Source organism: Pseudomonas sp. R4-84, from assembly GCF_054130985.1.
The window spans coordinates 2,670,951-2,696,812 of the sequence record NZ_CP096390.1 but is presented as its reverse complement, the minus strand read 5'-3'; the positions used below and the strand labels follow the sequence as shown (position 1 = coordinate 2,696,812).

Annotated in this window: 20 protein-coding genes; 8 read left to right on the top strand and 12 right to left on the bottom strand. The window is 61.7% G+C overall.

The window, feature by feature from the left end; all coding sequences use genetic code 11:
- Positions 1-3: 3 nt before the first annotated feature.
- Positions 4-861, top strand: a complete 858-nt coding sequence (locus tag M1D68_RS12295) for an SDR family oxidoreductase (protein ID WP_420763989.1) — start codon at positions 4-6, stop codon at positions 859-861.
- A gap of 62 nt (positions 862-923) precedes the next feature.
- On the opposite strand, the gene M1D68_RS12290 is transcribed toward M1D68_RS12295, so the two are convergent.
- From M1D68_RS12290 to M1D68_RS12280, 3 genes are read right to left on the bottom strand one after another with little or no spacing between them, the layout of a single operon-like run.
- A complete protein-coding gene (locus M1D68_RS12290; protein WP_420763990.1) occupies positions 924-1,367 on the bottom strand; it encodes a DUF421 domain-containing protein in 444 nt (147 codons plus the stop codon).
- 7 nt (positions 1,368-1,374) lie between these two features.
- Positions 1,375-1,893 carry a hypothetical protein gene (locus M1D68_RS12285; RefSeq protein WP_420763991.1) on the bottom strand — a complete coding sequence of 173 codons (519 nt, stop codon included), beginning with the start codon at positions 1,891-1,893 and terminating at the stop codon, positions 1,375-1,377.
- A gap of 9 nt (positions 1,894-1,902) precedes the next feature.
- On the bottom strand, positions 1,903-2,403 hold the full coding sequence (locus M1D68_RS12280) for a CinA family protein (protein ID WP_420763992.1): 501 nt from the start codon (positions 2,401-2,403) through the stop codon (positions 1,903-1,905).
- A gap of 167 nt (positions 2,404-2,570) precedes the next feature.
- On the opposite strand from M1D68_RS12280, the gene M1D68_RS12275 reads away from it, so the two are divergent.
- Entirely contained in the window at positions 2,571-3,182 is a 612-nt protein-coding gene (locus M1D68_RS12275) for a Yip1 family protein (protein ID WP_420763993.1), read from the top strand.
- A 152-nt stretch (positions 3,183-3,334) separates the two neighbouring features.
- Entirely contained in the window at positions 3,335-7,480 is a 4,146-nt protein-coding gene (locus M1D68_RS12270) for a CheR family methyltransferase (RefSeq protein ID WP_457970553.1), read from the top strand.
- Between the two features lie 109 nt (positions 7,481-7,589).
- On the opposite strand, the gene ligD is transcribed toward M1D68_RS12270, so the two are convergent.
- From ligD to M1D68_RS12250, 4 genes are read right to left on the bottom strand one after another with little or no spacing between them, the layout of a single operon-like run.
- Positions 7,590-10,232 carry a DNA ligase D gene (gene ligD / locus M1D68_RS12265; protein ID WP_457970551.1) on the bottom strand — a complete coding sequence of 881 codons (2,643 nt, stop codon included), beginning with the start codon at positions 10,230-10,232 and terminating at the stop codon, positions 7,590-7,592.
- Entirely contained in the window at positions 10,229-11,392 is a 1,164-nt protein-coding gene (locus M1D68_RS12260; protein ID WP_420763996.1) for a carboxylate-amine ligase, read from the bottom strand. Before M1D68_RS12260 ends, ligD begins: the two co-directional genes overlap by 4 nt.
- The gene (locus M1D68_RS12255; RefSeq protein WP_420763997.1) at positions 11,364-12,365 is read right to left on the bottom strand and encodes a methyltransferase; all 1,002 of its coding nucleotides are present in this window, start codon (positions 12,363-12,365) and stop codon (positions 11,364-11,366) included. Before M1D68_RS12255 ends, M1D68_RS12260 begins: the two co-directional genes overlap by 29 nt.
- 9 nt (positions 12,366-12,374) lie before the next feature.
- Positions 12,375-13,760, bottom strand: a complete 1,386-nt coding sequence (locus M1D68_RS12250; RefSeq protein ID WP_420763998.1) for an iron-containing redox enzyme family protein — start codon at positions 13,758-13,760, stop codon at positions 12,375-12,377.
- A 197-nt stretch (positions 13,761-13,957) separates the two neighbouring features.
- On the opposite strand from M1D68_RS12250, the gene M1D68_RS12245 reads away from it, so the two are divergent.
- Positions 13,958-15,301 carry a cation:proton antiporter gene (locus M1D68_RS12245; protein WP_457970549.1) on the top strand — a complete coding sequence of 448 codons (1,344 nt, stop codon included), beginning with the start codon at positions 13,958-13,960 and terminating at the stop codon, positions 15,299-15,301.
- On the opposite strand, the gene M1D68_RS12240 is transcribed toward M1D68_RS12245, so the two are convergent.
- Positions 15,298-15,834 carry a hypothetical protein gene (locus M1D68_RS12240; RefSeq protein WP_420764000.1) on the bottom strand — a complete coding sequence of 179 codons (537 nt, stop codon included), beginning with the start codon at positions 15,832-15,834 and terminating at the stop codon, positions 15,298-15,300. The genes M1D68_RS12245 and M1D68_RS12240 overlap by 4 nt on opposite strands.
- 141 nt (positions 15,835-15,975) lie before the next feature.
- Between M1D68_RS12240 and M1D68_RS12235 the strand changes: the two genes are divergently transcribed.
- Positions 15,976-16,206, top strand: a complete 231-nt coding sequence (locus M1D68_RS12235; RefSeq protein ID WP_457970547.1) for a hypothetical protein — start codon at positions 15,976-15,978, stop codon at positions 16,204-16,206.
- A gap of 69 nt (positions 16,207-16,275) precedes the next feature.
- Here the strand turns inward: M1D68_RS12235 and M1D68_RS12230 are convergent, their stop codons facing one another.
- The 3 genes from M1D68_RS12230 to M1D68_RS12220 form a co-directional block, all read right to left on the bottom strand.
- Complete coding sequence (locus M1D68_RS12230; protein ID WP_434564013.1) at positions 16,276-18,210, bottom strand: hybrid sensor histidine kinase/response regulator; 1,935 nt, start codon at positions 18,208-18,210, stop codon at positions 16,276-16,278.
- Between the two features lie 114 nt (positions 18,211-18,324).
- A complete protein-coding gene (locus M1D68_RS12225; protein WP_457970545.1) occupies positions 18,325-20,661 on the bottom strand; it encodes an ATP-dependent DNA helicase in 2,337 nt (778 codons plus the stop codon).
- Positions 20,658-22,310 carry a VRR-NUC domain-containing protein gene (locus tag M1D68_RS12220; protein WP_457970543.1) on the bottom strand — a complete coding sequence of 551 codons (1,653 nt, stop codon included), beginning with the start codon at positions 22,308-22,310 and terminating at the stop codon, positions 20,658-20,660. The genes M1D68_RS12225 and M1D68_RS12220 overlap by 4 nt, the downstream gene beginning before the upstream one ends.
- 221 nt (positions 22,311-22,531) lie before the next feature.
- Here M1D68_RS12220 and M1D68_RS12215 point away from each other — a divergent pair, with 221 nt between their 5' ends.
- Positions 22,532-22,756: a YgdI/YgdR family lipoprotein gene (locus tag M1D68_RS12215; RefSeq protein ID WP_457970541.1), complete on the top strand. Its 225-nt coding sequence runs from the start codon at positions 22,532-22,534 to the stop codon at positions 22,754-22,756.
- A 96-nt stretch (positions 22,757-22,852) separates the two neighbouring features.
- Here the strand turns inward: M1D68_RS12215 and M1D68_RS12210 are convergent, their stop codons facing one another.
- A complete protein-coding gene (locus M1D68_RS12210; protein WP_434674869.1) occupies positions 22,853-23,755 on the bottom strand; it encodes a LysR family transcriptional regulator in 903 nt (300 codons plus the stop codon).
- A gap of 123 nt (positions 23,756-23,878) precedes the next feature.
- Here M1D68_RS12210 and M1D68_RS12205 point away from each other — a divergent pair, with 123 nt between their 5' ends.
- Both M1D68_RS12205 and M1D68_RS12200 read left to right on the top strand, forming a co-directional pair.
- On the top strand, positions 23,879-25,342 hold the full coding sequence (locus tag M1D68_RS12205; RefSeq protein WP_457970539.1) for an MFS transporter: 1,464 nt from the start codon (positions 23,879-23,881) through the stop codon (positions 25,340-25,342).
- Between the two features lie 192 nt (positions 25,343-25,534).
- Entirely contained in the window at positions 25,535-25,813 is a 279-nt protein-coding gene (locus tag M1D68_RS12200; RefSeq protein WP_003201764.1) for a DUF1652 domain-containing protein, read from the top strand.
- Positions 25,814-25,862: the final 49 nt, after the last annotated feature.

Genomic DNA, 25,862 nt, shown 5'->3' with positions numbered 1-25,862 from the left:
AAAATGGCCGATTACCCAACCCCACCCTTCCCTAAGCAAAACCAACCCGTACCTGGCAGCCAGCAGAAAATGGACCCTTATCCAGACTGCGGCGAACAGAGTTACAAAGGTTCAGGACGCCTGGCGAACAAGATCGCCCTGATCACCGGCGCCGACAGCGGCATCGGGCGCGCCGTGGCGATTGCCTTCGCCCGTGAAGGCGCGGACGTGGCCATTTCCTACCTGAACGAACACGAAGATGCCAAGGAAACCGCGCGCTGGGTTGAACAGGCCGGTCGCCAGTGCCTGTTGCTGCCGGGTGATCTTGCCGACAAGGCCCAGTGTCGCAAGGTTGTCGATGAAACCGTGGCGCGCTTCGGGCGTATCGATGTCCTGGTCAACAACGCCGCGTTCCAGATGACCCATGAAACCCTCGAAGAAATTCCCGATGAAGAATGGGTGCGCACGTTCGATATCAACATCACGGCGATGTTCAGGATCTGCCAGGCCGCGGTGCCGCACATGAAGGCCGGAGGCTCGATCATCAACACCACATCGGTCAACTCCGACATGCCCAAGCCGACGCTGCTGGCCTATGCTACGACCAAGGGCGCCATTGCCAACTTTACCGGCGGTCTGGCCCAGATGCTCGGGCCCAAGGGTATTCGCGTGAACAGTGTTGCGCCGGGGCCGATCTGGACGCCGCTGATCGTCGCCACCATGCCCGAGGAAGAAGTGCAGAATTTCGGTTCCCAGACGCCGCTGGGCCGCCCCGGCCAACCGGTGGAAGTGGCGCCGATCTTCGTGCTGCTGGCGTCGGATGAGTCCAGCTACATCTCCGGCTCGCGGTATGCGGTGACGGGGGGCAAGCCGATCCTGTAAGCGCAGGCACATATTCCGTGGCGAGGGAGCTTGCTCCCTCGCCACGGAAAGCGCCCTTCTGATCACTCCTTGGCAATCACCGAAATCTTCCCATTGCGCTCGATGATCGCGAATTTGATCTGGTCCAGGGTCTCGATGCCCTGGCTCGAGCGTGCCGCTTCCATGATGTCCGCCTCAACCAGCCGTGCGTGGCGCATGCGGCCCTGGAGGATGCGCCCGTCCTCGACGATGATGGTCGGGCCGCCATCGATGAGCCGGGACACCCAGTCGGAGCGCAGCTTGAGCAACGAAAATCCGACATCAATGGCGATCAGCGTGACGATGACCATGAACGAGTTGGTCATCGAAAAGTCATCCCCCAGCAGCGCTTGCTGGGTCGCCTCGCCAATGATCATCAAGAGCACGAAATCGAACGTGGTGATTTCCGCCAACGAACGACGCCCGGCGATCTTGAACAACACCATCAGCACCGCATACATCGCGGCGGCTCGCAGTACCGAATCCATATGTCACCTAAGGAAAGATGAATTGACTGAACGTGACCACGGCGCCGTTGGGCGTTGCGATGCGGCTCTGGTACGTGCCGAGGCCTTCGCTGAGCAATGACAGGTGCAGGTTCGCCTGCCCCTGACCATCCGCCTGGAGCCAGAGCTTCATGCCCGGACCCGCGGCGGCCGAGCGCATGGGCGTAGGTTGCACGCTTTGCACGTCGAATCCCTCCAGCCAGTCGCCCCCGAGCTCGATTTCCAGCACTGCATTGGGTGCTCCCTTCAAGCGCACGATCACCGGATTGGTCGAGCCGTTGCGATGGAACCTCTCGTATTCGACCCCGATGCTGCCGTCAGCACTGTGAATCTCGCTATTGCTCAGTGGCCCATGGGAAAACAGCCCGAGCAACGTCAACAAGACCAGCAGCACCAACGCATACCAACCCACCCGTTCGAAACGCCAGACCTTGTGCTGGAACGCCATGTCCTCGCATACCGGGTACTGGCGACTGCGATGATCGTCCTGTTCGCATTGGTCGGTCATGGGGTCCTCCTATCGACGTTCACCCGCCATGGCGCGCCGGTGATAGCTGGGCAATTGCTGCAAGGCGTATTCACTGGATAACCGTTGCACCTGGCGCCGATCGCCGAAAAAACGCTCTCGGCGGCTGAACAGCGCGCGCTGCCCGTTCAATTCGAACGCCCAGGCAAAACACACCGTGCCGGCGGGAATGCCGTCCTTGTCGTCGGGCCCGAGCAGGCCGGTGGTGGCCACCGCCACGTTGGCGTTGGCGTCGCGCAATGCGCCAAAAGCCATTTCCTCGGCGACTTCGCGGCTGGTCAGGTTGAAGGTATCGATGGTCCGCGGCTTGACACCCAGCAGCCGCTGCTTGGCTTCGGGGGAATACACCACGTAACCGCTTTCGATCAGCGAACCGCTGCCCGGCACTTCGGCCAACAGCGTGACGATAAGCCCTGCGGTGCAGGACTCGGCAGTGGTCAGGCGCAACTCATGTTCACGCATGTACTCGATCAGGGAATGGGCAACAGTCATGGCATACAGTCCTTCATGGATGCTGATGGGTTGACCCCCGCCGCCCCGAATCATTCCCTTTATCGCGCCGTCGCGCCAAGCGGTCAAATAAATGAAACCCCTGGTCATTCCTGTACCTCATAACGGTATGAGCCTCATGCAGAGGCTGTCTTGATCAGGAGGTCGTTATGTCCGTGCTTTTCGTCAAACTGTTCACCCATCCGGAATTCGCCTGGGGGGACATTCGCGAGCAGGAACAGGCCCATCCCCACCATTACCTGGCGCATCTTCTGTTGCTCGCACTGATTCCGGCGGTATGCCTGTTCGTCGGTACCACTTGGACCGGTTGGAGTCTGGCCGAAAACGAAACCGTGCGACTCAGCCACGCCAGTGCGCTGCAGCTGTGCGTCTTGCTGTATGTGACCATCGTTGTCGGCGTGACGTTGATGGGGCTGTTCATCCGCTGGATGTCGCGCACCTTCGAGGCCCGGCCAACCGTCAACCAATGCATCGGTTTCGCTGCCTACACCGCGACCCCCTACTTCCTGGCCGGAATATTCGGCGTGTACCCCAGCCGGTGGCTGGCAGTGGCGGTCCTGCTGGCGGCTTCGGTGTACTCGACTTTCCTGCTGTTCGTCGGCCTGCCTAAGTTCATGGGTTTGAAGAAGGAACAGGGCCTACTGTATTCGGCCAGTGTCTGGGGCGTCGGCCTGCTGGTGCTGGTCACGATTCTGGTGGAGATGATCCTGCTGTGGTTCAACTATTTGCAGCCGGAGTATTTGCGGGTTCCGGTAGGCTGAACGGGTTTTGAGGTACACAATGACGGTGGCGGCGGTGTTGCGAAGCGTCAATTTCGCAATGTTCGTGTAACACGACTATCCTGCGGCTTTGCATCCTGAAATCGAGTCGGCAGCGCTGGACCGCCCCGCCGCCCTTTAAGGCCTAACCTAATATGTCATCTCCAAGCAAACGCTCTCCCAACGTTCCACAACGAAAGGAGCTGAGCCCCAGTCACCTGGATTTCGCCGTCGTGGGCATCGGCGCCTCGGCGGGTGGGTTGCAAGCCATCAAGCAGTTTTTCGAGCACATGCCCAAGGACAACGGCATGGCGTTCGTGATCGTACTTCACTTGGCGCCGGATCATCAGAGCATCGCCGACAAGATCATCCAGGAATCCACCAAGATGCCTGTATTGCAGGTGACCGAGGCGGTGCCGATCGAGAAGAACCATGTCTATGTGATTTCCCCGGCCCATCATTTATCGATGAACGACGGGTATCTGAAGGTTACCCCGGCCGAATCGCGCCAGGGTGGGCACGTGGCGATCGACCTGTTTTTCCGTGACCTGGCCGATGTGCACAAGGACCGCGCGTTTTGCCTGGTGCTGTCGGGCACCGGTTCCGACGGTGCCGTGGGTCTGTCGAGAATCAAGGAACAAGGCGGGGTGACCCTCGCTCAGTCGCCCCAGGACGCCGAATTCGATGGCATGCCACAGGCGGCCATCGACACCCAGATGGTCGATCTGGTGCTGCCGGTGGCGGAAATGCCGCAAAAACTCCTGGAGCTGTGGCAAAACTCCCAGGCCATCCGTCTGCCGACCGCCAACGACCCTGAGATACATACCCAGCCGCCGGCATCCGAGCGAGAAGCCGTTGCCGCCGAGCAATCGCTGCACGACATCCTGGTGCAGCTGCGGGCAGGCACCGGCCATGACTTCAAGCATTACAAACGGGCCACCGTACTGCGGCGTATCGAACGACGCATGCAAGTCACCGCCCAACCGGACCTCAACGCCTACTACAGCTATCTGCAGAATCATCCGGAGGAAACCAAGGCCCTGCTCGGTGACCTGCTGATCGGTGTGACCAACTTCTTCCGGGACCGTGAGGCCTTCGAAGCCCTGGAGCGCGACGTACTGCCCAACCTGCTCAAGCCGGTGGAACCGGGCAGCGTCCCGCCGGAGGAAATCAGGGTCTGGTCGGCCGGATGCTCGACCGGCGAGGAAGCCTACACCCTGGCCATGTTGATCAGCGATCAACTGCAACACGATGCCAGCAACGCCAAGCTGCAGATATTCGCCACCGACATCGATGAGCGGGCAATTACAGTGGGCCGCGGCGGGGCCTACCCCGAAGCGATCATCACCGACGTACCGCCCACCCGCCTGCGCCAGTACTTCGTCAAGGAAAACTCGACTTTCCGTGTGCGCAAGGAAGTCCGCGAACGGGTGCTGTTCGCCAAGCACAGCCTACTCTCGGACCCGCCGTTCTCGCAGATCGACCTGATCGTGTGCCGCAACCTGCTGATCTACCTCGACCGCGAGGTGCAGCGTGAAATCCTGCAAATGTTCCACTTTGCCCTGCGGCCGGGCGGCTATCTGTTTCTCGGCTCTTCGGAATCGGCCGACGCCTGCAGCGAGTTGTTCAGCCCGGTGGACAAGCGCAACCGGATCTTCCGCGCCAAGTACGGCACCGCCAGCAGCCGCCGCACACCGACCATGCCCCGTGGCGGTTATGTGCGCAGTACCTCGGCGTTGGTCCCGCCCCAGGTCGCGGTGCCACGCAAAGTCTCGTTCGCCGATATCCACCTGCGCGCCATCGAGCGTGCCGCGCCGCCCAGCATGATTGTCGACAACAATGGCGACATCCTGCACATGATCGAAAGTGCCGGCCGCTACCTGCGCCATGTCGGCGGCGAAATGTCGCGCAACCTGCTGACGCTGATCAATCCGCAACTGCGCCTGGAAATCCGCACGGCGTTGTTTCAGGTCAACCAGAACGGCCAACCGGTCAAGTCACGCCAAGTCAACATGGAACGCGACGGACGGCGTTTCCTGGTGGACCTGCTGGTCCAGCCCTATCGCGACGAACAATCCGATGGCGACTTTGTGCTCGTCGTCTTCGAAGAGGAAGAAGTCGACCCCGGCCAGCAGGTTGCCGCCATTACCAGCCAGACCGAAAACCAAGTGCTTGCCAACCTGGAACGCGAACTCCAGCGCACCAAGTCGCACCTGCAGGACACCATCGAGCAGGCAGAAGTCTCCAGCGAAGAGCTCAAGGCTTCCAATGAAGAAATGCAGGCCATCAACGAGGAATTGCGATCGGCCACCGAGGAGCTGGAGACCAGCAAGGAAGAGCTGCAATCGATCAATGAGGAACTGCTGACGGTCAACTACGAACTCAAGACCAAGGTGGAGGAAACCGACAAGATCAACGACTACCTCACCAACCTGATCGCCTCCACCGATATTGCCACGGTATTCGTCGACCGCAGCATGCGCATCAAGTGGTTCACGCCTCGGGCCACGGAGATTTTCAGCATGCTGCCGGTGGACACCGGCCGTTCGTTGCTGGACATCACCCATCGGCTGGACTACCCGGACATGGCGGCGGACGCCACCCAGGTATTCGAATCCCTGAACATGATCGAGCGCGAAGTCACTAGCAGCGACGCTCGCTGGTACATTGCCCGGCTGCTGCCATACCGCTCCAGCGAAGATCATATCGACGGCACGGTGCTGACCTTCATCGATATCACCAAGCGTCGCGCGGCCGAAGAAGAGCTGCGCTTGGGCGAGGAACGCATGCGCCTTGTGGCTGAAAGCACCCGCGACTACGCGATTATCCTGTTGGACGAGCACGGCGTGATCAACAGCTGGAACACCGGGGCGGAGCTGATCTTCGGGCATACCAAGAGCGAAGCCGAAGGCAGTTACTACGACTTCGTGTTCACGCCCGAGGACCGCGCCACTGGCGTACCCGAAACAGAATTGAGCACCGCTCGAACCAAAGGCCGTTGCGAAGACGAGCGCTGGCACCAGCGCAAGGATGGCAGCCGCTTCTTCTGCAGCGGCGAAGTCACACTGCTCAGCGGCGAATATCTGCAGGGTTACGTGAAGATTGCCCGTGACCTCACCGGCCACAAGCGCCTGCACGAGGAACAGACCCAGCGGCTCATGGAAACCCAGAACTCCAGCCATTTGAAGGATGAGTTCTTCGCCGTCATGTCCCACGAGCTCAAGCACCCGCTGAACCTGATCCAGCTAAACGCCGAATTGCTTCGCCGCCTGCCGGTGACCAAGGCCGCCACCACCGCGGCCCGGGCCGTCAATACCATTTGCGATGCGGTCAACAGCCAGGCACGCATTATTGACGATCTGCTGGACGTGGCCCGTGTCCGCACCGGCAAGCTCAAGCTCAAGCGCCAAGCCGTCGATCTGGCGCGGGTGCTGCAAGACATCTACACCGTGGTGATCAACGACAATCATCCCAACAAGGTCACTCTGGACCTGCCCGAGGGTTCCAATGGAGAACTGATCGTCAATGCCGACCCGACCCGGCTGGAACAGATCATCTGGAACCTGGTGAACAACGCGCTGAAATTCACCCCTAGCGGCGGCCGCGTGCAACTGGTCGCCAGCCACGACGACCATATGGCGCGCCTGGACGTAAAGGACTCCGGCGTGGGTATCGCGGCGGAGCACCTGAGCGAAGTGTTCGACCTGTTCGGCCAGGCCGAGACCCAACACGCGACACACCAGCGCGAAGGCCTGGGGATCGGCCTGTCACTGGTCCGGCAATTGACCGAAGCCCACGGCGGCAGCGTCGAGGTCAAGTCCGAGGGGCTGGGCAAAGGTTGCACCTTCACGATTCGCCTGCCCCTGAGCAATGCCGCGATCGTGCCCAAACCGCAGGCTTGCGAGGAACAGTCGGGACGCCTGAGCGGCCTGACGGTGTTGCTGGTGGACGATTCCCCGGACGTGCTCGATACCCTCAAGTTGCTGCTGGAAATGGAAGACGCCAACGTGGTCGCCTTCGACCAGCCGCTGCAAGCCTTGCAGGCCGCTAAGGACGCCCGTTTCGACGTGGTGATCTCCGATCTGGGCATGCCGGTGATGAATGGCCATGAATTGATGCAGGCGCTGCGCGAGCTGCCTCACATCAAACACATCCCGGCCATCGCCCTGACGGGCTACGGTGCGTCCATCGACCTGCATAAATCACAACAATCGGGCTTCGACCAGCACATCGGCAAGCCGGTGTCCTATGACGAGTTGATTGAAACGATCGAGCAGTTGCGGCGTTCGCGGGTTTACTAGCTGAGGCTGGCTAGAACAGCCTCTGTGGCGGGGGAGCTTGCTCCCTCACCACAGAGGCGGGTTATTTTTAGCTACTCATTGCCTCGCCAAAAAAGCGAGGCCGATCAAGCTACTTCGCAGTCTTCTTCATCCCAATCCGCCGCCGCATGTCGGCGGTGATGCTCTGGCGGGTCTTGGGCAAGTCAGCCCAAGGCTCATGCCCCACCTCCGCCAGCCGCTCGTGGACGTTGTTCACGTTCCAAAGGTTGGCGCCCTTGAGCTCGGCCACTTCTTCCCGGTAGATGGGCACCGACACCGGCAGCCCTTCCCTGGTACGCACTGCGTAGGCACAAATGGTGGTTGCGCCCAAACCGTTGCGCAGGTAATCGATGAAGATCCGCCCTACCCGGTTCTTGGGACCCGACACTGCCGAGAAGCGATCGGGCAACAGCTTGGCCATGTGGCTGACGATGGCATGGCTGAAGCCCTTCACCTCGTCCCAGCCCAACTTGCGAGTAATCGGCACGACAATGTGGATGCCCTTGCCGCCGCTGGTCTTTAGAAACGCCTTCAGGCCCAGCTCATCCAGCACTGACAAAGTCAATTGCGTGGCTTCCACCATGCTTTTCCACGGCAGCGCCGGGTCCGGGTCAAGGTCGAGGACGAAGCGGTCAGGCTTGTCCAGATCGGCAGAAGTCCCGTTCCAGGTGTGCAGCTCCACGGTACTCATCTGTACCGCGCCGATCAGCGCTTCGGCGTTGTTGATGATCATCACTGGTTGCCCGGTCAGGTCCTTGTCCAGGCTGGTGATGCCGGGAATTGCCAGGCGCTCGGGGTTCTTCTGGAAGAACAACTCGCCGGCGATGCCATCCGGCGCCCGTACCAGCGCCACCGGGCGATCGGCCAGCTCCGGCAGGATAAAATCAGCAACGCTGGCGTAGTACTCGGCGAGTTGCATCTTCGTGGTGCCGCTGCTTGCGTCGATAATCCGATCCGGATGGGTAATGCGGACCTTGCCTTCCAAGGTTGGCGACTGCGTGGTCTTGGCCTTGGCCGTGGCCTTGGATTTGGATTTGGATTTGGATTTGGCTTTCGGCTCGGCCGGCGCCGGTTCAGCATTGTCCTTGGCCGCCGCTTTTTTCACGGTTTTGGGCAATTCCTGGGTAATCGCCTTTGCCGGTTTGTCATTGCGCAGGCCATGGAACACGGCATGGCGTACCGAGCCTTCCTTGGTCATTTCGGCAAACGCCACTTCCGCCAGCAACTCCGGTTTTAGCCAGTGCACACCCTTGGCGTCATACCCTGTGGGCGGATTGACCACGGCGGCCTTTTTGGTTTCCAGGGGCAACAGCTGCTGATGGATGCTTTTGAGCGTGGTTTCGTTGAAACCGGTGCCAACCTTGCCGGCATAGCGCAGCTCGCCGCTGTCGACGTCATGCAGGCCCAGTAACAAGGCGCCAAACGCGCTGCGGGCGCCCTTCGGCTCGCTGAAGCCGACCACGACGAATTCCTGGCGGTTCTTGCACTTGAGCTTGATCCAGTCGCTGCTGCGCCGGGACACATAGGCGCTGCCCTGGCGCTTGCCGATCAGCCCTTCCATGCGCATCTGGCAGGCACTGTTGAGCAATGCTTGCGGGGTTTCCTCGAAGGAATCGGAGTAACGCAGCAAGGGGTCTTCGTTGGGTTCCAGCACCGCAGCCAACGCCGCCCGGCGCTCCTCCACCGGCACTTTGCGCAAGTCCATGCCGTTGAGGTACGGCAGGTCGAACAGGTAATAAGCGATCTTGCCACTGCTGCCAGCGTCGAAGGCGTTTTGCAGGGCTTGGAAGTCCGGCACGCCTTGCTCGTCGGCGACGACCATTTCACCGTCCAGCCAGGCTGATTCCAACCCCAGCCCCGCCAGAGCCTCGGCCTGTTTCGGCAGTTTGTGGGTCCAGTCATGGCCGTTGCGGGTAATCAAGCGCACGTCGCCATTATCGATGCGCGCCATGACGCGGTAGCCGTCGAACTTGATTTCGTAGAGCCATTCGCCATCGGGTGCGCTTTCCACCAGGGTCGCCAGTTCCGGCTTGAGGGTCTCGGGGATGGGCCCGGCCACGGCGCCGCTGAGGGTGGTCTTGCCGCTCTTTTTGGATGGCTTCGCCTTGGCGGGTTTTTCCGGCTGCTTTACAGCCTTGGCGGCGGCCGCCTTGCCCCGCCGCTTGGGCACGATGGTGCGGTCACTGAGCACGCTGTCGGGCTCGGCCTGCACCACGTCGTACTCGCTTTCCGGCCGGGCGGCGTCATCTTGATGCTTGATCAGAAACCATTGTTCCTGCTTGCCCGGCATATGGGTGCGCACCAGGTTCCACAGCCCCGCGAGCTTTTCCCCCCGCAGCTCGAACTTGAGCCGGCCTTTTTCGTAGGCTTCGTGCACGTCACCCTGTGGAATCCACACGCCCCGGTCCCAGACGATGACGTCGCCCGCGCCGTAGTGCCCCTCCGGGATACTGCCCTCGAACGTCGCGTATTCGATGGGATGGTCTTCAACGTGAACCGCCAGGCGCTTGACCTTCGGGTCCAGGGACGGCCCCTTGGGCACCGCCCAGCTCTTGAGCGCGCCATCCAGCTCCAGGCGAAAGTCGTAATGCAGCCGCGTTGCATCGTGCTTCTGAATGCAATACTGCAACGCGTGGGTGGTTTTTGCCGATTTGCGAGAGCGCTTCGCCGACGGCTCCGAGGTGGCGCCGAAATCGCGCATGCGGTTGTAGTCGTCGAGGGTTTTGCTGGTCATTGGCCACCTGCAACTTGCGCGAGGGTGGGATCGGCCACCGGCAAACCGGCGGTTTCCGACAACAGCTGATCGACCACCCGGCCCAGGGCCTCTTCGGTCGTATCGCCCAGCAGCAGGCCTTGCTCGTAGAGGACCACTTGTCGATCAGCGCTGGTGCCCTCCTGGATGATCCGGCGCGCTTGCTTGAACACGTCCTGCACGCCCAGCGCCGTCGCGGTGTCGCCGAAGGTCTGCTCGGCCAGGTTCAGCCACTCGCCAATCAGCATCGGTTGCTCCTGGCCTTCGACAATAAATTCCGCGAGGATGCCGTGGCGCTTGGCCCGATAGCGGTTTTCCTTGAGGATCCAGTGTGACATCAAGCTGTAGTGGGCGCCTGGCTTGGGCTGGGCGACGGCGTGGGCAATCATCAGCCGAAACAGCGAGACGAGGCACAGCACATCTTCGGTCCGTGGGCAGGCATCGCAGATACGCAGCTCCAGGGTCGGATAGTGCGAGGAAGGCCTGATCACCCACCAGCAATCGCTGGGCTGGCGGATGGAGCTGGTGCGGGTGAGCATATCGACGTAGCCATTGAAGGCTGATTCGTCCTCGAAGAATTCCGGCACGCCCATGCGCGGCCATTCATCGCAGGCCACTTGCCTATAACTGCTGAAGCCACTGTAGGCGCCGTTCCAGAACGGCGATGACGCGCTGAGCGCCAACAGCATCGGCAGCCAGGGCAGCACCTCATTCATCACCTTGACCCGGTCGTGATCGCCCGGCACTTCCACATGTATGTGCAGGCCCGACAGGACGCTGCGGCGCGCCACGCGCTGGTAGTCGTCGAACAACTGCTGGAAGTGCAGCTCGTCGGTGGGTTGCAAGCCAACGGTCGCCATTGGATGGGATCCTGCGCTCAGCAATCCCAGGCCATGGGGCGCCAAGCGCTGGGTCAGGCCGTTACGCACCTGGGCCAGGTAATCGGCCGCTTCGGCCAGGCTGCGGAAGATGGGCGAAGCCATTTCCACCTGGCTCTGGAACATTTCATGGGCGAAGTGCTTGCCCAGCTCTTCCCGGCACGCCGTCACCGCCGCCGCCGACGGTTGATCGGGCATGCGGCGGGTTTGCAGATCGGTGATGAAATATTCCTCTTCAATGCCGAACTTCAGACGCCTGTTCATCGATATTCCCTCCGATACCCGCACCCGTGCGGGTGACAACCAACGCCACCACGGCGATCCGTTCCACGTCCTGATAACCGGGTGTCAGCAGTTCCTCGCCAAACACATCCGGGTCCAATTCCCTGTAGGTCCAGGCGAACTGCGGTGAATCGCGCCAAGGGCCCAGAGCCTCCAGAAACGGATCACGACCGTCGACCATCGCCACGCCGGTGTAGAGCACCAGCGAACCGCCGGGTGTCAGCCGTGGCAATGCCTGTTCGACGATACGCAGCGACAATCCCGCGCCCAGCGTTCCGCCGCCATGGCGATAAGCACGCTCGGCGGGGTCGGCCATATACGGAGGGTTGGCGACGATCAGGTCGAAGTCACCCTCGACGTCCTTGAGCACGTCGCTGCGGGCGATCTCGACATTTGCCACCTCGGCCAGCGCCGCGTTGACGGCGCACAGCCGCAAGGCCATCGGGTTGATGTCGATGGCCAGTACCTGGGCTTCGCGACGGGCGCGGGCAATCACCATCGCCCCGACACCGGCGCCGCAGCCAATGTCCACCGCGCGATGCACGGCCGTGAAGTTCTGTTGCAGATGGGTATGGATCAGGTGGGCGAAACGGTAGCTGTCGGGGCCAAAGAACACTGCGTCGTTGGCCTGGGTCGGAAATTGCGAATGGGCGAACAGCATGCCGTCCAGGCTTGACCAACGCACGCGGCTGCGCAGCAGGCCGTCGTGTTCTTCCAACACTTCTGCTTCTTGCAATTGACGCTGCTCGTCGGCGGAAATAAGCCCCGGCGCGAAGGGCCTGGACCAGCCGAAAACATCCCGCAGGGTCTTGGAGCGCTCGTTGCCTGGCCGCTGGTTGACGCGCTCGTGAGTAAGCGGCGTTGGGGTGATGAAACGGTAGCCGTCAGCGTGCAGGCGACGACCTAGCTGCAGCAGCGCCAGGTCGGGTTCGGACAGGCGGTCTTCCTGATTCATGCAGGGCTCCTAGCGAAGGGCGGATTTGAGTTCGATGAACCGGCGGGTCGCCAACAACCCGGCCGGGTGGCTGTGGCAGCGGGCCGAGAGCCAGGGCATCAGAATTTGCATCTGCTCATCGGGGGCCTTGCCCCGCAGCGTTTGCTGCAGGTTCTGCACATCCGGGTCTTGGGCCGGTGCCGGCGATTCATGGGCCGCGCCATGATTGCGGCGGGCGCCGGGACGACCGCGCTGGTCCAGCCAGTCGCCGGCAATCCAGTCGTGCAGCAGCTGTTTTTCGTAAGGGCTGAAAACCCCGAACATCGCCGCGCCCGGGCCTTCGATCAGCGTCCAGAAACGGCTGTTCTGGGGATCTTCATGGCGACGGATCCAGCCTTTGCCTTGCATGGCCTTGAGGAAACCCTCCAACTGCCCCGGTTCCGCCAGCCATTGGTTGACGGTCTTGCCTTCGAACTTGCAGTAATCGGAATGCATGTGCTGGCCGAACGGGCGCTTGCGCTCAAGCATGTCCAGGACTTCGCGCTCAAGGTCGAACGACTCGATGACCGCCCGGCTGCCCTGCCCCAGGTCGTTGAGGCGATAGCCCAGTGTGACCCGGCGCCAGAACGACTCGCGGTCAGCTTCCATCGGCATCAGTTGTTGCAACGCTTGCACGGCTTTGTGGGCGTGCCCGGTGCTGGCGTTGTCGATGGTCACGTGAAGCGTGAAGTAATACGGGTCGATGTCCAGCTCGCTCAGCTCATAGGCGCTGATCAGCAAATGCAGGGGCAGTTGCTCATAACCCAGGTTGTAACCGATGACCTCGGGCAGGTATTCGTCGCCGGCATAGCCCAGGGCCAATTGAACAGCACCTTGCAGGTAGCGCTCGTCATCGATGTCGGGCATGTCCTGTAAGCCGTGTTCGGCCAACAGCTTGCGGTAGAGCACGACATGGTTCTGGGCCGGAACGCCATCCCCAAGCTCTTCCAGATAGGTGCACAGCAGCCCTTCGAAGCGATGGTCATGCCAGTGTTTGAGCACACCGTACAGCCATGCGCCGTCCACGAGCTTAGTCGGCGCCACGGCCTGGATAAAATACAGGGCATGGGCCTTGGTCTGGAAAAACTCCCGACCGCCGCCGCTTTTGCGCCGTTCCAGGTAGTCGGCATATTGCCGGGCCACGCCGGCGCTGTGCTGTTCTACCCAGGCGAGCAACGCGCCAGGGTCGTCAGGCATTTCTTGAGGCAATGCGCTCGCTTGTTCGAGACACGGTTGCAGGAAGGCCTGGGCAACCGCTTGTTTGTCAGCATCGTCGGTGCCTTGCAACAGCCGCTCGTAACACTGGCGAACGTTACCAGCACTTGTGAATGGCTGCGCGGTGGCAGGCCTGGATTGGAGGGGTGTCAGCGCAGTCATATAGGCCTCTTGGGTTCTTGGCTGGACGCTCGAATCGGCACGTCTCTTCCTTTGCAGAGCCTCGCGCAGGGCAAAAAATTCCCCTGGATCGAAAAGCGCCCGGATAAACGGAATCGCCCTGATATGCGGCGGAACCCTCGCTTCGCTATCGCCCTCGAACGTTGGACAGGCGCCTTTTCATTACCCGAGGAGCAATCATGATCTTTACCGTGTGGGTAGCCGTACTCGGCGCTGTCTTGCTGACCTTGGCCCTGACCTCCTCCTACCTGCGCTGGATGCCCGTCACCACCTCCGCCGTGTGCCTGGCGCTGGGCGTCGCCATCGGGCCGGCTGGGCTGGGGCTGCTAAGGCTCGATGTCAATGACTCGTCCGGGTGGATGGAGCACCTGACCGAAGTCGCCGTCGTGTTTTCGCTGTTCGTCAGCGGTCTCAAACTGCGCCTGCCTCTCAAGAACCGCAGCTGGCGCGTGGCTTACGGGCTCGCCGGGCCGGTGATGATCCTGACGATCGTCGGGCTTTGCCTGGCGCTGCATTACCTGTTTGGCCTCGGTTGGGGCATGTCGATGCTGATCGGCGCGATACTGGCGCCGACCGACCCGGTGCTCGCGGCCCTGGTGCAGGTCAACGATGCCCGCGACGACGACCGGGTGCGGTTCGGGCTGTCCGGTGAAGCCGGGCTGAACGATGGCACGGCGTTTCCCTTCGTCATCCTTGGCTTGCTCATGCTGAGCGAGGAAGGCAGCGGATTCCTCGGCGAATGGGCGTTGCGGGACGTCCTGTGGGCGGTGCCGGCGGGTTTGCTGGTGGGCTACTGGCTGGGGCGCGGCATCGGCGGGCTGACGTTGTCGATGCGTATCAAGAATGCCGACAGCACCTTGTCACCCAATGACTATCTGGCCCTGGCCCTGATCGCCCTCGCCTACGTGGCGGCAGAAGCGATCCACGGCTACGGTTTCCTGTCGGTGTTCGCCGCTGGCCTGGGGCTGCGCCAGGCCGAGGTCGAGTCCACCGACGAACACTCGCCACCGGCAGAACACCTGGTACAGCCGGTGGTGGGCCACGAAACGGTCGAGCCTCAGCAGGCGGTGGTCGGCGACACCCAGGCCTTGGACGACGGCCAAGTGGCGGCTGGCGTGATGATGAGCGACATGCTGGCGTTCGGCAGCCTGGTGGAGCGTTCCATGGAGGTTTTCCTGGTGACACTGGTGGGCGTCGTCCTTGCCACTCATTGGGATTGGCGGGCCCTCGCCGTCGGCGCCCTGTTATTCGCGGTCATTCGCCCGTTGAGTGTGTGGGTGATGCCCTGGGGGCGGTTGCTGGACCATCCGCAACGGCTGTTGATCGGCTGGTTCGGTATCCGCGGGATCGGCAGCCTGTTTTATCTGTTCTACGCCTTGAATCACGACGTGCAATCGGAAGTGGCGCAGCAGTGCATCAACCTCACGCTGTCGGTGGTGGCGCTGAGCATCCTTGTCCACGGTGTCACCACCCAACCCGCCCTGGCGTGGTATGAGCGCCGCAAAGACGGTCGCGCGGGCTAGCCGCCCGGATCGGTCACTTGGATAAACACCGAGTAAATGCCCAACAGCACCCAGAACGCTGCGAATATCCACGGCGTGCGCACCGAAAACAGCAGCGATTTACGGTAGCCCTTATGGGTCGACTCTCGCTCGCTGAACAGCGGCGATTCGTCGTAGGCCAGCCCCATCAGCGGCTCGCTGCGCAGCAATTCGCTTTGTTTGAAATGCCAGTGGTCGATGATGTCGTAGGCGGCCCGAATGCCCGGCCATGCATTGAGGGAACTCAAGACGCCGAGCAACGCCAAAAATGGCGGCACGATCAGTGTGAAGAGCTTGCCCCACTCCGGGTTCAGATTGGCCATGCAGGATGCAAACGCGATCACCAGGAATGACTGGGCGGTCAGGTAGGCGTCGGTGCGATTGGCCAGAATGCTGGTTTCGTACTGGATTTCCCGACGATAAAAGTCCAGCCGCTCCTTGGGCGAGCCGAACATTTTGGCGTTGTGTTCGGTCAGTTCTTCTTCAGGGGTCAGGCGGGTGAGGATTCTGGGCATTGCTCAGGTTTTCCCTCGGTTTGATTGGGGTACATCTAGAAGGATGAGGGCCGGGCAAGTTCAAGCCGATGGACCAAAGGTCAACGAAACGCTGCTGCACCGCCGGGGTCTTTAAAGGATTGAAGGCAAGAGGAAAAAAGCGTGGATTATCTTGGATGGGTGCAATGGCCAGCAATGGCGGTCACGGTACTGGCGGCATGGTTGATCGGATCGCGCCAGCCCCGTCGGCGAGTGGCGGGCTTCAGTTGTTTTATTCTCAGCAATATCCTGTGGGTCATCTGGGGCTTGCACACGGATGCCTACGCGCTGATTGTCTTGCAGTTCTGTCTGTGCGCGATGAACCTGCGGGGCTTCAAGAAAAATACCCAATGACACACCATCTGATCGTGGCGAGGGGTTTGATCCCCTCGCCACAGCGATCGCACATGACGACTTGGCGGTTTAACCCATCGTCTGCCCGATGATCTGCACCAGGTCGATCTGCTTGAATGGCTTGGTCAAACGCGGCAATTGCGTTGCAAACCCTTCCAGGCGCTCGGCGTAACCAGTGGCGAGGATAACCGGCAGGGTCGGTTGGCGCTCGCGCAGCAATCTGGCCAGCTGCGCGCCATCCATCTGGGGCATGGCCATGTCAGTGATCACCAGGTCGATCCCTTCATTGCGCTCGAACAGCTCCAGCGCTTGGGCGCCAGACAACGCGCAGAGGACCCGATGCCCCAAGTCTTCGATCAGCAAACGGGTGCTGGTCAGCACCAGGCTGTCATCGTCCACCACCAGCACCGTCAGTTTCTGGACGTGTTGCGTTGGTATCTCGGTGGCGGGAGGCTTGTCCCTGACCGAATCGTCGGCCACTGGCAACCACAGCTCGGCACTGGTGCCGACGCCTTTCTCGCTCTTGAGAATCAGCCGGCCGCCCAGCTGCTCGGCCAGGCCATGCACCATGGACAGACCCAGGCCAGTGCCTTTGCCGACGCCCTTGGTGGTGAAAAAAGGATCCACCGCCGAAGCCAGCGTCTCCTCGTCCATGCCCTCGCCTTCATCGCTGATGGTCAGGCAGATGTAGCGTCCGGTCGCCAGCGGCTTGCTTGCCGTCGGAGCATCGCTCCCCTGTCGCTCCTGTGCCTGGATCAAGATCCGGCCGCCCTGGGGCATCGCGTCCCGGGCATTCGTCGCCAGGTTGAGGATCGCCAGTTCCAGTTGGTTGACGTCGGCCAGCACCGGCGACAACGCCTCGTCAAACTGGGTCTGGATGTGTATCGAAGGGCCCATGGAGCTTTGCAGCAAACCGCTGATGCCGTCCACCAGCGCCGACAATTCGACCGGTTCGGCGCTGAGTTTCTGCCGCCGGGCAAACGCGAGCATGCGCTGGGTCAGCGACACGCCGCGCAGCGCGCCCTGGGTGGCGTTGTCCAGCAATTGGGTCAGCTTCGGCTCGCTGGGCATACGCTTGCGCACGATCTCCAGGTTGCCAAGGATCACCGTCAGCAGATTGTTGAAATCATGGGCGATGCCGCCGGTGAGCTGGCCGATGGCTTGCAATTTCTGGGATTGGAACAACGCCTCGCGAGCCTGTTCAAGGGCCTGCTGCGCTTGGGTGGCATCGGTGATGTCCCGGGTGATCTTGGCAAACCCCAGCAACGTACCGGTATCGCTGCGAATCGCATCGATAACCACGTGGGCCATGAATCGCGTGCCATCCCTGCGCACGCGCCAGCCCTTCTTTTCGAAACGCCCCTCCGTGGCGGCGATGCTCAGAGCGCGCTGCGGCTCCCCGGCTTCGCGGTCTTCAGGGGTGTAGAACATGGAAAAATGCTGGCCGATGGCTTGAGCCGGCAGATAGCCCTTGATGCGCTGGGCACCCTGGTTCCAGTTGGTGACTTGTCCATCCGGATCGAGCATGTAGATGGCATAGTCGGTGACGCTTTGCACCAGCAGGCGAAATTGCTGTTCGCTTTGCTTGAGGGTTTCCTCGGCCATCTTGCGATCGGTCAGGTCACGGGTGATCTTGGCGAAACCGAGCAGCTCGCCGCTCTGGGCGTCGATGATCGGGTCGATCACCACGTGGGACCAGAACAGCGTGCCATCCTTTCGCACTCGCCAGCCTTCGCCTTCGAAGCGTCCTTCGCGCACGGCGGTGTCCAGCGCCCGCTGCGGCAGGCCGGCGGCGCGGTCCTGGTCGGTGTAGAAACGGGAAAAATGCTGGCCCAGGATTTCCGATTCTTCATAACCTTTGAAGCGCCGGGCACCGGAGTTCCAACTGATGATAATGCCCGACGGATCGGTCATGTAGATGGCATAGTCCACCACCGCATCGATCAACAGTCTAAAGCGCTGATCTTCATCGATACGGGCGGTCTTTGGGTTCTTCTCAAGCATGTGGCCGAGGCATCCAAGGGAATTTGGGTGGAGTATGGAACAACTGACCCGCCGGGAAAAACCTGATTTTCGTGGGGCTATAGGCTGTTGGGCTTGTGACAGCGGTGCATCCGCCTAAGAAGAGGCAGGATATGCAGGCGCCATCGCGATCAAGCTCGCTCCCGCAGGTGCCTTGGGATGCTCAGGATTGATTGACCACCACCGTGGCAGCAACTGCTGCACCTTGGCCTCGCCGAAGCGATCGTCGATCAGCATCACCACCCCGCGATCCTGCTGGGTACGGATGACGCGCCCAGCCGCTTGCACGACCTTCTGCAGGCCGGGGTACAAATAGGTGTAGTCGTATCCATCGCCGAAGATCGCCGCCATTCGCTGCTTGATCTGTTCATTGACCGGGTTGAACTGCGCCAGTCCCAAGGTGGCGACGAAGGCGCCGATCAGACGCGAGCCCGGCAGGTCGATGCCTTCCCCGAACGCCCCGCCCAGCACGGCGAAGCCGATGCCCTGGCCCTGCTCCGTGAATCGCTCGATAAACGCCTGTCGTGGGGCCTCGCCCATGCCGCGCGATTGCGCCCAGGTCTCGACGTGCGGATATCGCTCGGCGAACAGCCCGGCCACCTGCTGTAAATAATCGAAACTGCTGAAGAACGCCAGGTAGTTGCCAGGGCGCTCATCGAACTGGCGGCCCATCAACTCGACGATCGGCTCAAGGGAAGCCTGGCGACGGGCGAACCGGGTGGAAATGCGACTGACCACCTGTACGTCCAATTGTTGGGCCTGGAACGGTGACTCAACGTCGATCGATACCGTGTCCGCCGGCGTACCCAGCAAGTCAGCGTAGTAGCGCCGTGGACTCAGGGTCGCGGAGAACAGCACGCTGCTGCGTGACGCCGTGAACCGGGGCCGCAGGAAACCGGCCGGGACCACGTTGCGCAGGCACAGCGTGGACAGGCTGCGCTGGCGACCGGTTTCGCGCTTATGGATATCGAACAGGAAGTGCTCGTCGAACGACTCCGCCACGCGCCCGAACTGCAAGATGTCGAAATAGAAGGCCTGCAGGCCGCTGTCCAGGCCTTGGGGGTGGTCGTTGAGGTAATCGCCCATGGCCGTGGCGCAGGACCCCAGCGCAAGGAGCAGCTTTTCCGGGGGGCGGCCATAAGCCTGGTAAGCCGCTACCTGTGGTGTGTGCAAGGCATTCCACTGGCGATTGAGCTTTTGCAGGGGTTTCTTCAGGGGCTCGGGCGCGGTTTTGAGCACCGCCGACAAGGTGGCCTGATCCAGGGTCGCGCTGTACATCTGCCGCCCTCGCTCCACCAGGTTGTGGGCTTCGTCCACCAGGGTCGCGACCGCCCAGCCATTGGCCTGGGCAAGGCCGAAAAGCAAGGCGCTGAAATCGAAATAATAGTTGTAGTCTGCCACCACCACGTCGGCCCAGCGGGCCATTTCCTGGCTCAGGTAATACGGGCAGACCTCGTGTTGCAGGGCGATGTCACGCAATGCGGCTTGATCGAGGAGCGTTACCTGGCTCGCCGCTGCCCGGGCCTGGGGCAGGCGGTCATAGAATCCACGGGCCAGCGGGCAGGATTCGCCATGGCAGGCTTTATCCGGATGTTCACAAGCCTTGTCCCGGGCGATCATTTCCAGCACCCGCAGCGGCATCGCGGTCGTGCTGATGGTGAGCAGCCGGGCGGCGTCCAATGCCAGTTTGCGTCCCGGGGTTTTCGCCGTGAGAAAAAACACCTTGTCCAGGCGCTGCGGCGCCAAGGCCTTGAGCATGGGGAACAAGGTGCCAACCGTCTTGCCGATGCCAGTGGGCGCCTGGGCCATCAGGCAACGACCGGTGCTGACGGCCTTGAAAACCGACTCGGCCAGGTGGCGCTGCCCCGGCCTGAAGGTCGCGTGGGGAAAAAGCAGGGCCTGTGCGCCCTGGTTGCGTGCCTGGCGATGGCGCATTTCCTGCTCTGCCCAGGCCAGGAACCGTGCGCATTGCTGCTCGAAAAACGTCTGGAGTTGCGACGCTTCGAAACGCTGGTCCAGGCAGGTTTCCTTCTCGCTGACGATGTCGAAATACACCAAGGCAACGTCAATGCGCGGCAGCTCCAATTTCTGGCACATCAGCCAGGCGTAGATCTTCGCCTGGGCCCAGTGCAGCTGCCGATGGTTGTCCGGTTGCTTGCTGAGGTCGCCGCGGTAGGTCTTCACTTCTTCGAGGCGGTTGGTCGCAGGATCGTAGCCATCGGCCCGCCCCTTGACCTTCAGGCTCTGGTAGGTGCCTTCCAGGCTGACCTCGGCCTGGTAGCCCTCGCTGCGCCGTGATGCAACTGTCCGGTGGCCGACAATCCCTTCCAGCGCGGTGGGTGACGGAGTAAAGCGCAAATCGAGGTCGCCGACCTTGGCGGTGAATTCACACAATGCCCGCACGGCGATGCTGTAGCCCGGTGCCTCGGTCATGCGCCCTGCTCCGCCCATTGCACGTAACAGACAGCCACCGGCATACGGTGCTCATGGCAGAAGTCCAGCCATCGCAGCTGGTTGTCCTGCAGGCGATCGCCAGGGCCTTTGACTTCGATCATGCGGTAGGTCTTGTGCTGCGGCCAGAACTGGATCAGGTCCGGCATGCCCGCGCGGTTGGCCTTGATGTCCAATAGCAAACGACTGAACCAGTGCTTGAGGTGCTCTGCCGGCAGACAGTCGAGCGCCTGGTCCAACAGCGCTTCGGACAGCGCCCCCCAGAACACGAAAGGTGATTGCACGCCACATTTTTCTGAATAACGACGGCGGATGGTTTCACGGTAGCGCCCGTCATCCAGCTCGGCGAAGCACGCCGCGAACAGCTCGGCGCGACGGTCGTGAAAGTCCTCGTTGAGCAGGTCCACCGGGCCGCGCTGGAACGGGTGGAAGAACGACCCTGGCAACGGCGCGAAAATCGCCGGCCAGCACAGCAGGCCGAACAGGGAATTGACCAAGCTGTTCTCGACGTAGTGCACCGGCGCGGCGTCGTCATGCAAATGGGCCTGGACGCAATATTCCACCGACAATGCCGGATCGACCCGGGGCAAGTGCAAATCCAGCCGCTCGACGCTACGGGCCATCGGGCGCGGCACGGGTGGCCCGCCGAGTTTGCGCCGCAGCCGCGGCACGATCCGCAACAGGGCTTGTTGTTCGGCGGCGCTTTGCGGCGACTTCGCCGCGGCTTCGCCCAGGTCAAGGGCCGAGGCATATTCACCGACGCGTTCAAGCACCCGGATCATGCGCAACCGCGCGCCGGGATAGGTGCAATCGCGATAGATGCACAGGGCCGTGGCAAAGTCGCCGATACGTTCCGCGTGCTGGCCGATCTGGAACAACAGCTTGCCCCGACGCCGCTCCAGCCAAGGATTATCCAATTCCAGGGTATTGATCCGGGCGACGATCGCCTCAAGCGCTTCGCCGGCTTCGAAGCACTGCTGGCATTCATGCAGGAAAAGACAGGCATCGATGTCCTGCCGGCTGCGCAGCCCCCGGGACTCGACACTGAACTCAACGGCCTCGTAGGTAAAAATACCCAGATCCGCCAGCACGAACTCCGACCAATCCTGGTAGAGATTGCCGAAGAACATCAGACGCAAGCGGTCGCACAGCGCCATGACGGTCAGACTGAACAACCGATCCTCGAGCTGAGGGCACCAGGCGCGAAATGGCTGGGGTTGGCTGAACCCCTCGCTCAACGCCAATAGCCAGTCAGCCTTCTTTGCCTTGGGCTGCTCGATCCCATGGCCGAGGCAGAGCAGGATTTCAGGCTTGAGCAGCACTTCGAACAATTCTTCCAGGCTCAGCTCAGCGTCTTCCACCACCCAGCCCAAGGCGATCAGGGGTTGCACCGCCGTGCCGATGTCGCCGATCTCGGGGTAATGCAATTTGCCGTGGCGAAAGTGCCGCCCCTTGCGCATCACCATCCGCACCAGCAGGCCTTGGGCGGCACGCGGCAGTGCGGCGAAATCTTCGATGAAACGTTGCTCCTCGACGCTGAGTACATCGGCGTAGCGTTGCGCCAGCCAGGCGAGCACCCGCTGGAAATTGTTCAGGTAGTAAAAGGGATCGTCGAGGGGGTTGGCTGTCACGGAAAATAGCGCCACGGTGCTTGAAGTACTGGTTATGCGTACAGATAACAGCTAGTCGCAGCCCAGGCAACTGCAAAAGATGAGCGGTCTCCTATATTTAAAGGGGAAAACCTTCAAGCGGCGATGAACTTTCCTACAACAAGCGGGACCAATGGCGGTTAACTCAGTGATGGCCCGGTCGAATCAGCTGGGCTTCACCCCTATGCATAGAGGTTATGGATATGAACATCAGGTTTCTGGGCCTGCCCTGGGTCACCGTGGCATTCCTGGCGCTGGCCGGCTGTGCATCACCAACCGTGGTGACGTTGCAGAACGGTACCCAATACTTGACCGAGGACACCCCCAATACCCGCACGGCGGATGGCTTCTACGAATTCGAAGACATTTCAGGCAAGAAAGTCCGGGTTCGTGCCGATGAAGTCGCCACGATTCGCAAGGAAGACTGAACGGATCCCGGGCCCTTCCCTTGGAGGGCCGGCCGGTCTGTCCACCTGTAGCGGACCGACCCTCGCCAGTCCATGGCCCTAGCCTCGCTGGCTTCGCTATATCGGCTTTTTCCCCGAACATATTTCCCGCAGACAGCCCCTCAACCAACGGTGCACGGGGTCAGCATCCATTCGCGGATGCCAGAGCATTGCGACAGTGAATTCAGGAATCGGGACTGGCAGCGCGAAGCTGTGCATGCCGTGGCGCAGGCGCGTGGTGTAGCGCTCCGGCACGCTGGCAATCAAATCGCTGGACCGCGCGAGCCCCAGGGCAGTGGAAAAACCCGGGACGCAAGTCACGATGTCGCGGGATAGATTCAACGCCCCCAAGGCCTCATCGATCGGGCCATGCTCGATTCCGCGCAGGGAAACGCCGACATGCCTGCCGGCCGCGTAACCGGCTACATCCACCTCGGCCCGACTCAGCGGATGCCCCGCACGCACCACGCCTATGATGCGGTCGACGAACAACGCCTGGGTGCGCAGTTCCGGGCGCGTGTCCTCATCGACGACGGCGGTCTCCAGGTCCACGCTGCCCTCGCGCAGCGCCGTGCCGTCCCGGTCGGTCTTCTCGACAAAACGCAACCGTATTCCTGGGGCGTGCTCGCTTAGGTATGCGATCAGGTCGATCGCGAAGTTCTCCACGAATCCTTGGCGGGTGCGCAACGTAAATGTCCGGTTGATACGGCGCAAGTCCGGAGCCTGCACCGGACGCAAGGCGGCCTGGGCGCCGTGCACCAACTGGCTGACTTGCTCGCGCAGTTCCATGGCCCGGGGCGTTGGAACCAGGCCGCGCCCCGCCCGGACCAGCAACGGGTCCCCCGTCGCCTGCCGCAACCGCGCCAACGCTCGGCTCATGGCCGAGGCACTTAGCCCCAGCCGCCGGGCCGCACCGGCCACGCTGCCTTCGGACAACAACGCATCCAGGGTGACGAGTAGATTCAGGTCGATTGCAGACATTGGCGGGCCTTTGGCTGGGTTAGATGGCGTCACATGCAGCTATAACCTGCAACTCATGCGTCTTCCGCCATGTTAAGCCTCGACGTACCGTTGTAACAGCAGGTTGCAAACAACGGAGACATGATGAAGCCAGCCAATGCAGAACAAAGCTTGCCAACGACAGCGGCTCACTCGCCGGGTACCCCGGTGCGCTGGGCCCTGACCAGCCTCGCACTCTCGACACTGCTGGCGTCACTGGGTGCCAGCGTAGCCACCGTCGGCTTGCCGGTGCTCGCCGAGGCGTTCCAGGCCTCGTTCGCGCAAGTCCAATGGGTCGTGCTGGCCTACCTGCTCGCGATTACCACGCTGATCGTGAGCGTGGGCAGGCTCGGCGACTTGCTGGGCCGGCGCAAGCTGCTGCTGGCAGGCATTGCGCTGTTTACCCTTGCGTCGGCGCTGTGCGCCCTGGCGCCGTCGCTCTGGTGGTTGGTCGCGGCCCGGGCCCTGCAAGGCCTGGGGGCGGCGATCATGATGACCCTGACGCTGGCCCTGGTCGGCGAAACGGTGGAAAAGAGCAGGACTGGCAGCGCCATGGGGCTGCTTGCCACGCTGTCGGCGGTGGGCACCGCCTTGGGCCCGTCCCTGGGCGGCCTGCTGATCACAGGGTTTGGCTGGCACGCACTGTTCTTGATCAACCTGCCCCTGGGCCTGCTGACGCTGCTGTTGGCTTGGCGATTCCTGCCTGTCGTGCCCAGGCCGATTGCCATCGGGCGCTTGCGCTTCGACGGCCTGGGCACGCTGTTGCTCGCCACCGGGCTGGGCGCCTATACCTTGGCGATGACCGTCGGACGCACAAGCTTCGGCTGGCTGAACAGCGGGCTGTTACTGGTAGCGGTTATCAGCGGCGGGCTGTTCGTCCAGGTGCAACGTAGGCTCGACTCGCCACTGATTCCCCTGGCAATGTTCCGCGACCGTCCTTTGGTGTCAGGCCTGGCGACCAGCGCATTGGTCGCGGCGGTCATGATGGCGACTTTGCTGGTCGGTCCGTTCTACTTGTCCATCACCCTCGGTCTGCCTCCGGCAATCGTCGGCCTGGTACTGGCGGCGGGCCCCTGCGTGGCCGCGCTCGCCGGTGTGCCCGCCGGACGCCTGGCTGATCGGTTCGGGGTACGCCCAATGCGGCTAGCCGGGCTGCCGACGATGGTCCTCGGCACCCTGCTCTTGTCGCGGATTCCCCCCGCGCAGGGCATTGCGGGCTATGTTCTTGCCATTGCGGTGACTACCCTTGGCTACGCGCTGTTTCAACCCGCGAACAACGCGGCGGTGATGGCGCCGGTCCCCGATGACAAGCGTGGCGTGGTTGCCGGCCTGCTCAATTTATCGCGCAATCTTGGCTTCCTTTCTGGCGCGTCAGTGCTCGGTGCGGTTTTTGCCGCGGTTTTGCCGACCAACGGTATCTCTGTCGCAAGTCCGGAAGACGTAACGAACGGCATGCATCTCACGTTTGCCGCCGGCCTGGCCCTGACCGCCCTGGCGTGGTTGATAAGCGCCGCAACCCGCGTGCCAGAGCGGTTGAAGCAAGGCGCGGAGCGCACCAGCAAACGGTGATGGCGTTCTGAACATTTAGCGTTAGGTCATGACGCAGATCAAAAAAACTGAACCAATCGCCAAACGGACTGAAAAAATCCACGTGCCGTTCATTTTCAAATGCTATTTTTAGTACTCACTGGTAGAGCCAAGATGGCTCTTCCTTCCTGACATGAGCAAAAGGAAGCGCTTGATGAAGAAGGCGGGCTACAGATGAATAAAGGATCTTTCAGCAAGGTAACGTTCCCCAACGCCTGCCAGTTGATGCGCTGGCACTTCCATCCCATGGGCTTCGAAGCCAGCATGGACGCCCCGGGCAGTATGGTTGCCCGGTTATTTGACCGCGCGAGCGGCGAAACCATGATCGCGATTGCAGGCATTCCCTGCGCGACCGTGATGAACGCCCCCGACGTCGAGCGAATTATCGAAGCGGTGGAAGCCGAGCTAGAAGCCTTCGTCCCCCCGGTTGGTTTGCGACGATTCGCCTCGTGACGAAAAAAGCCCACATTTTCATGTGGGCTTTTTTGTCGTTAAGAGTTTT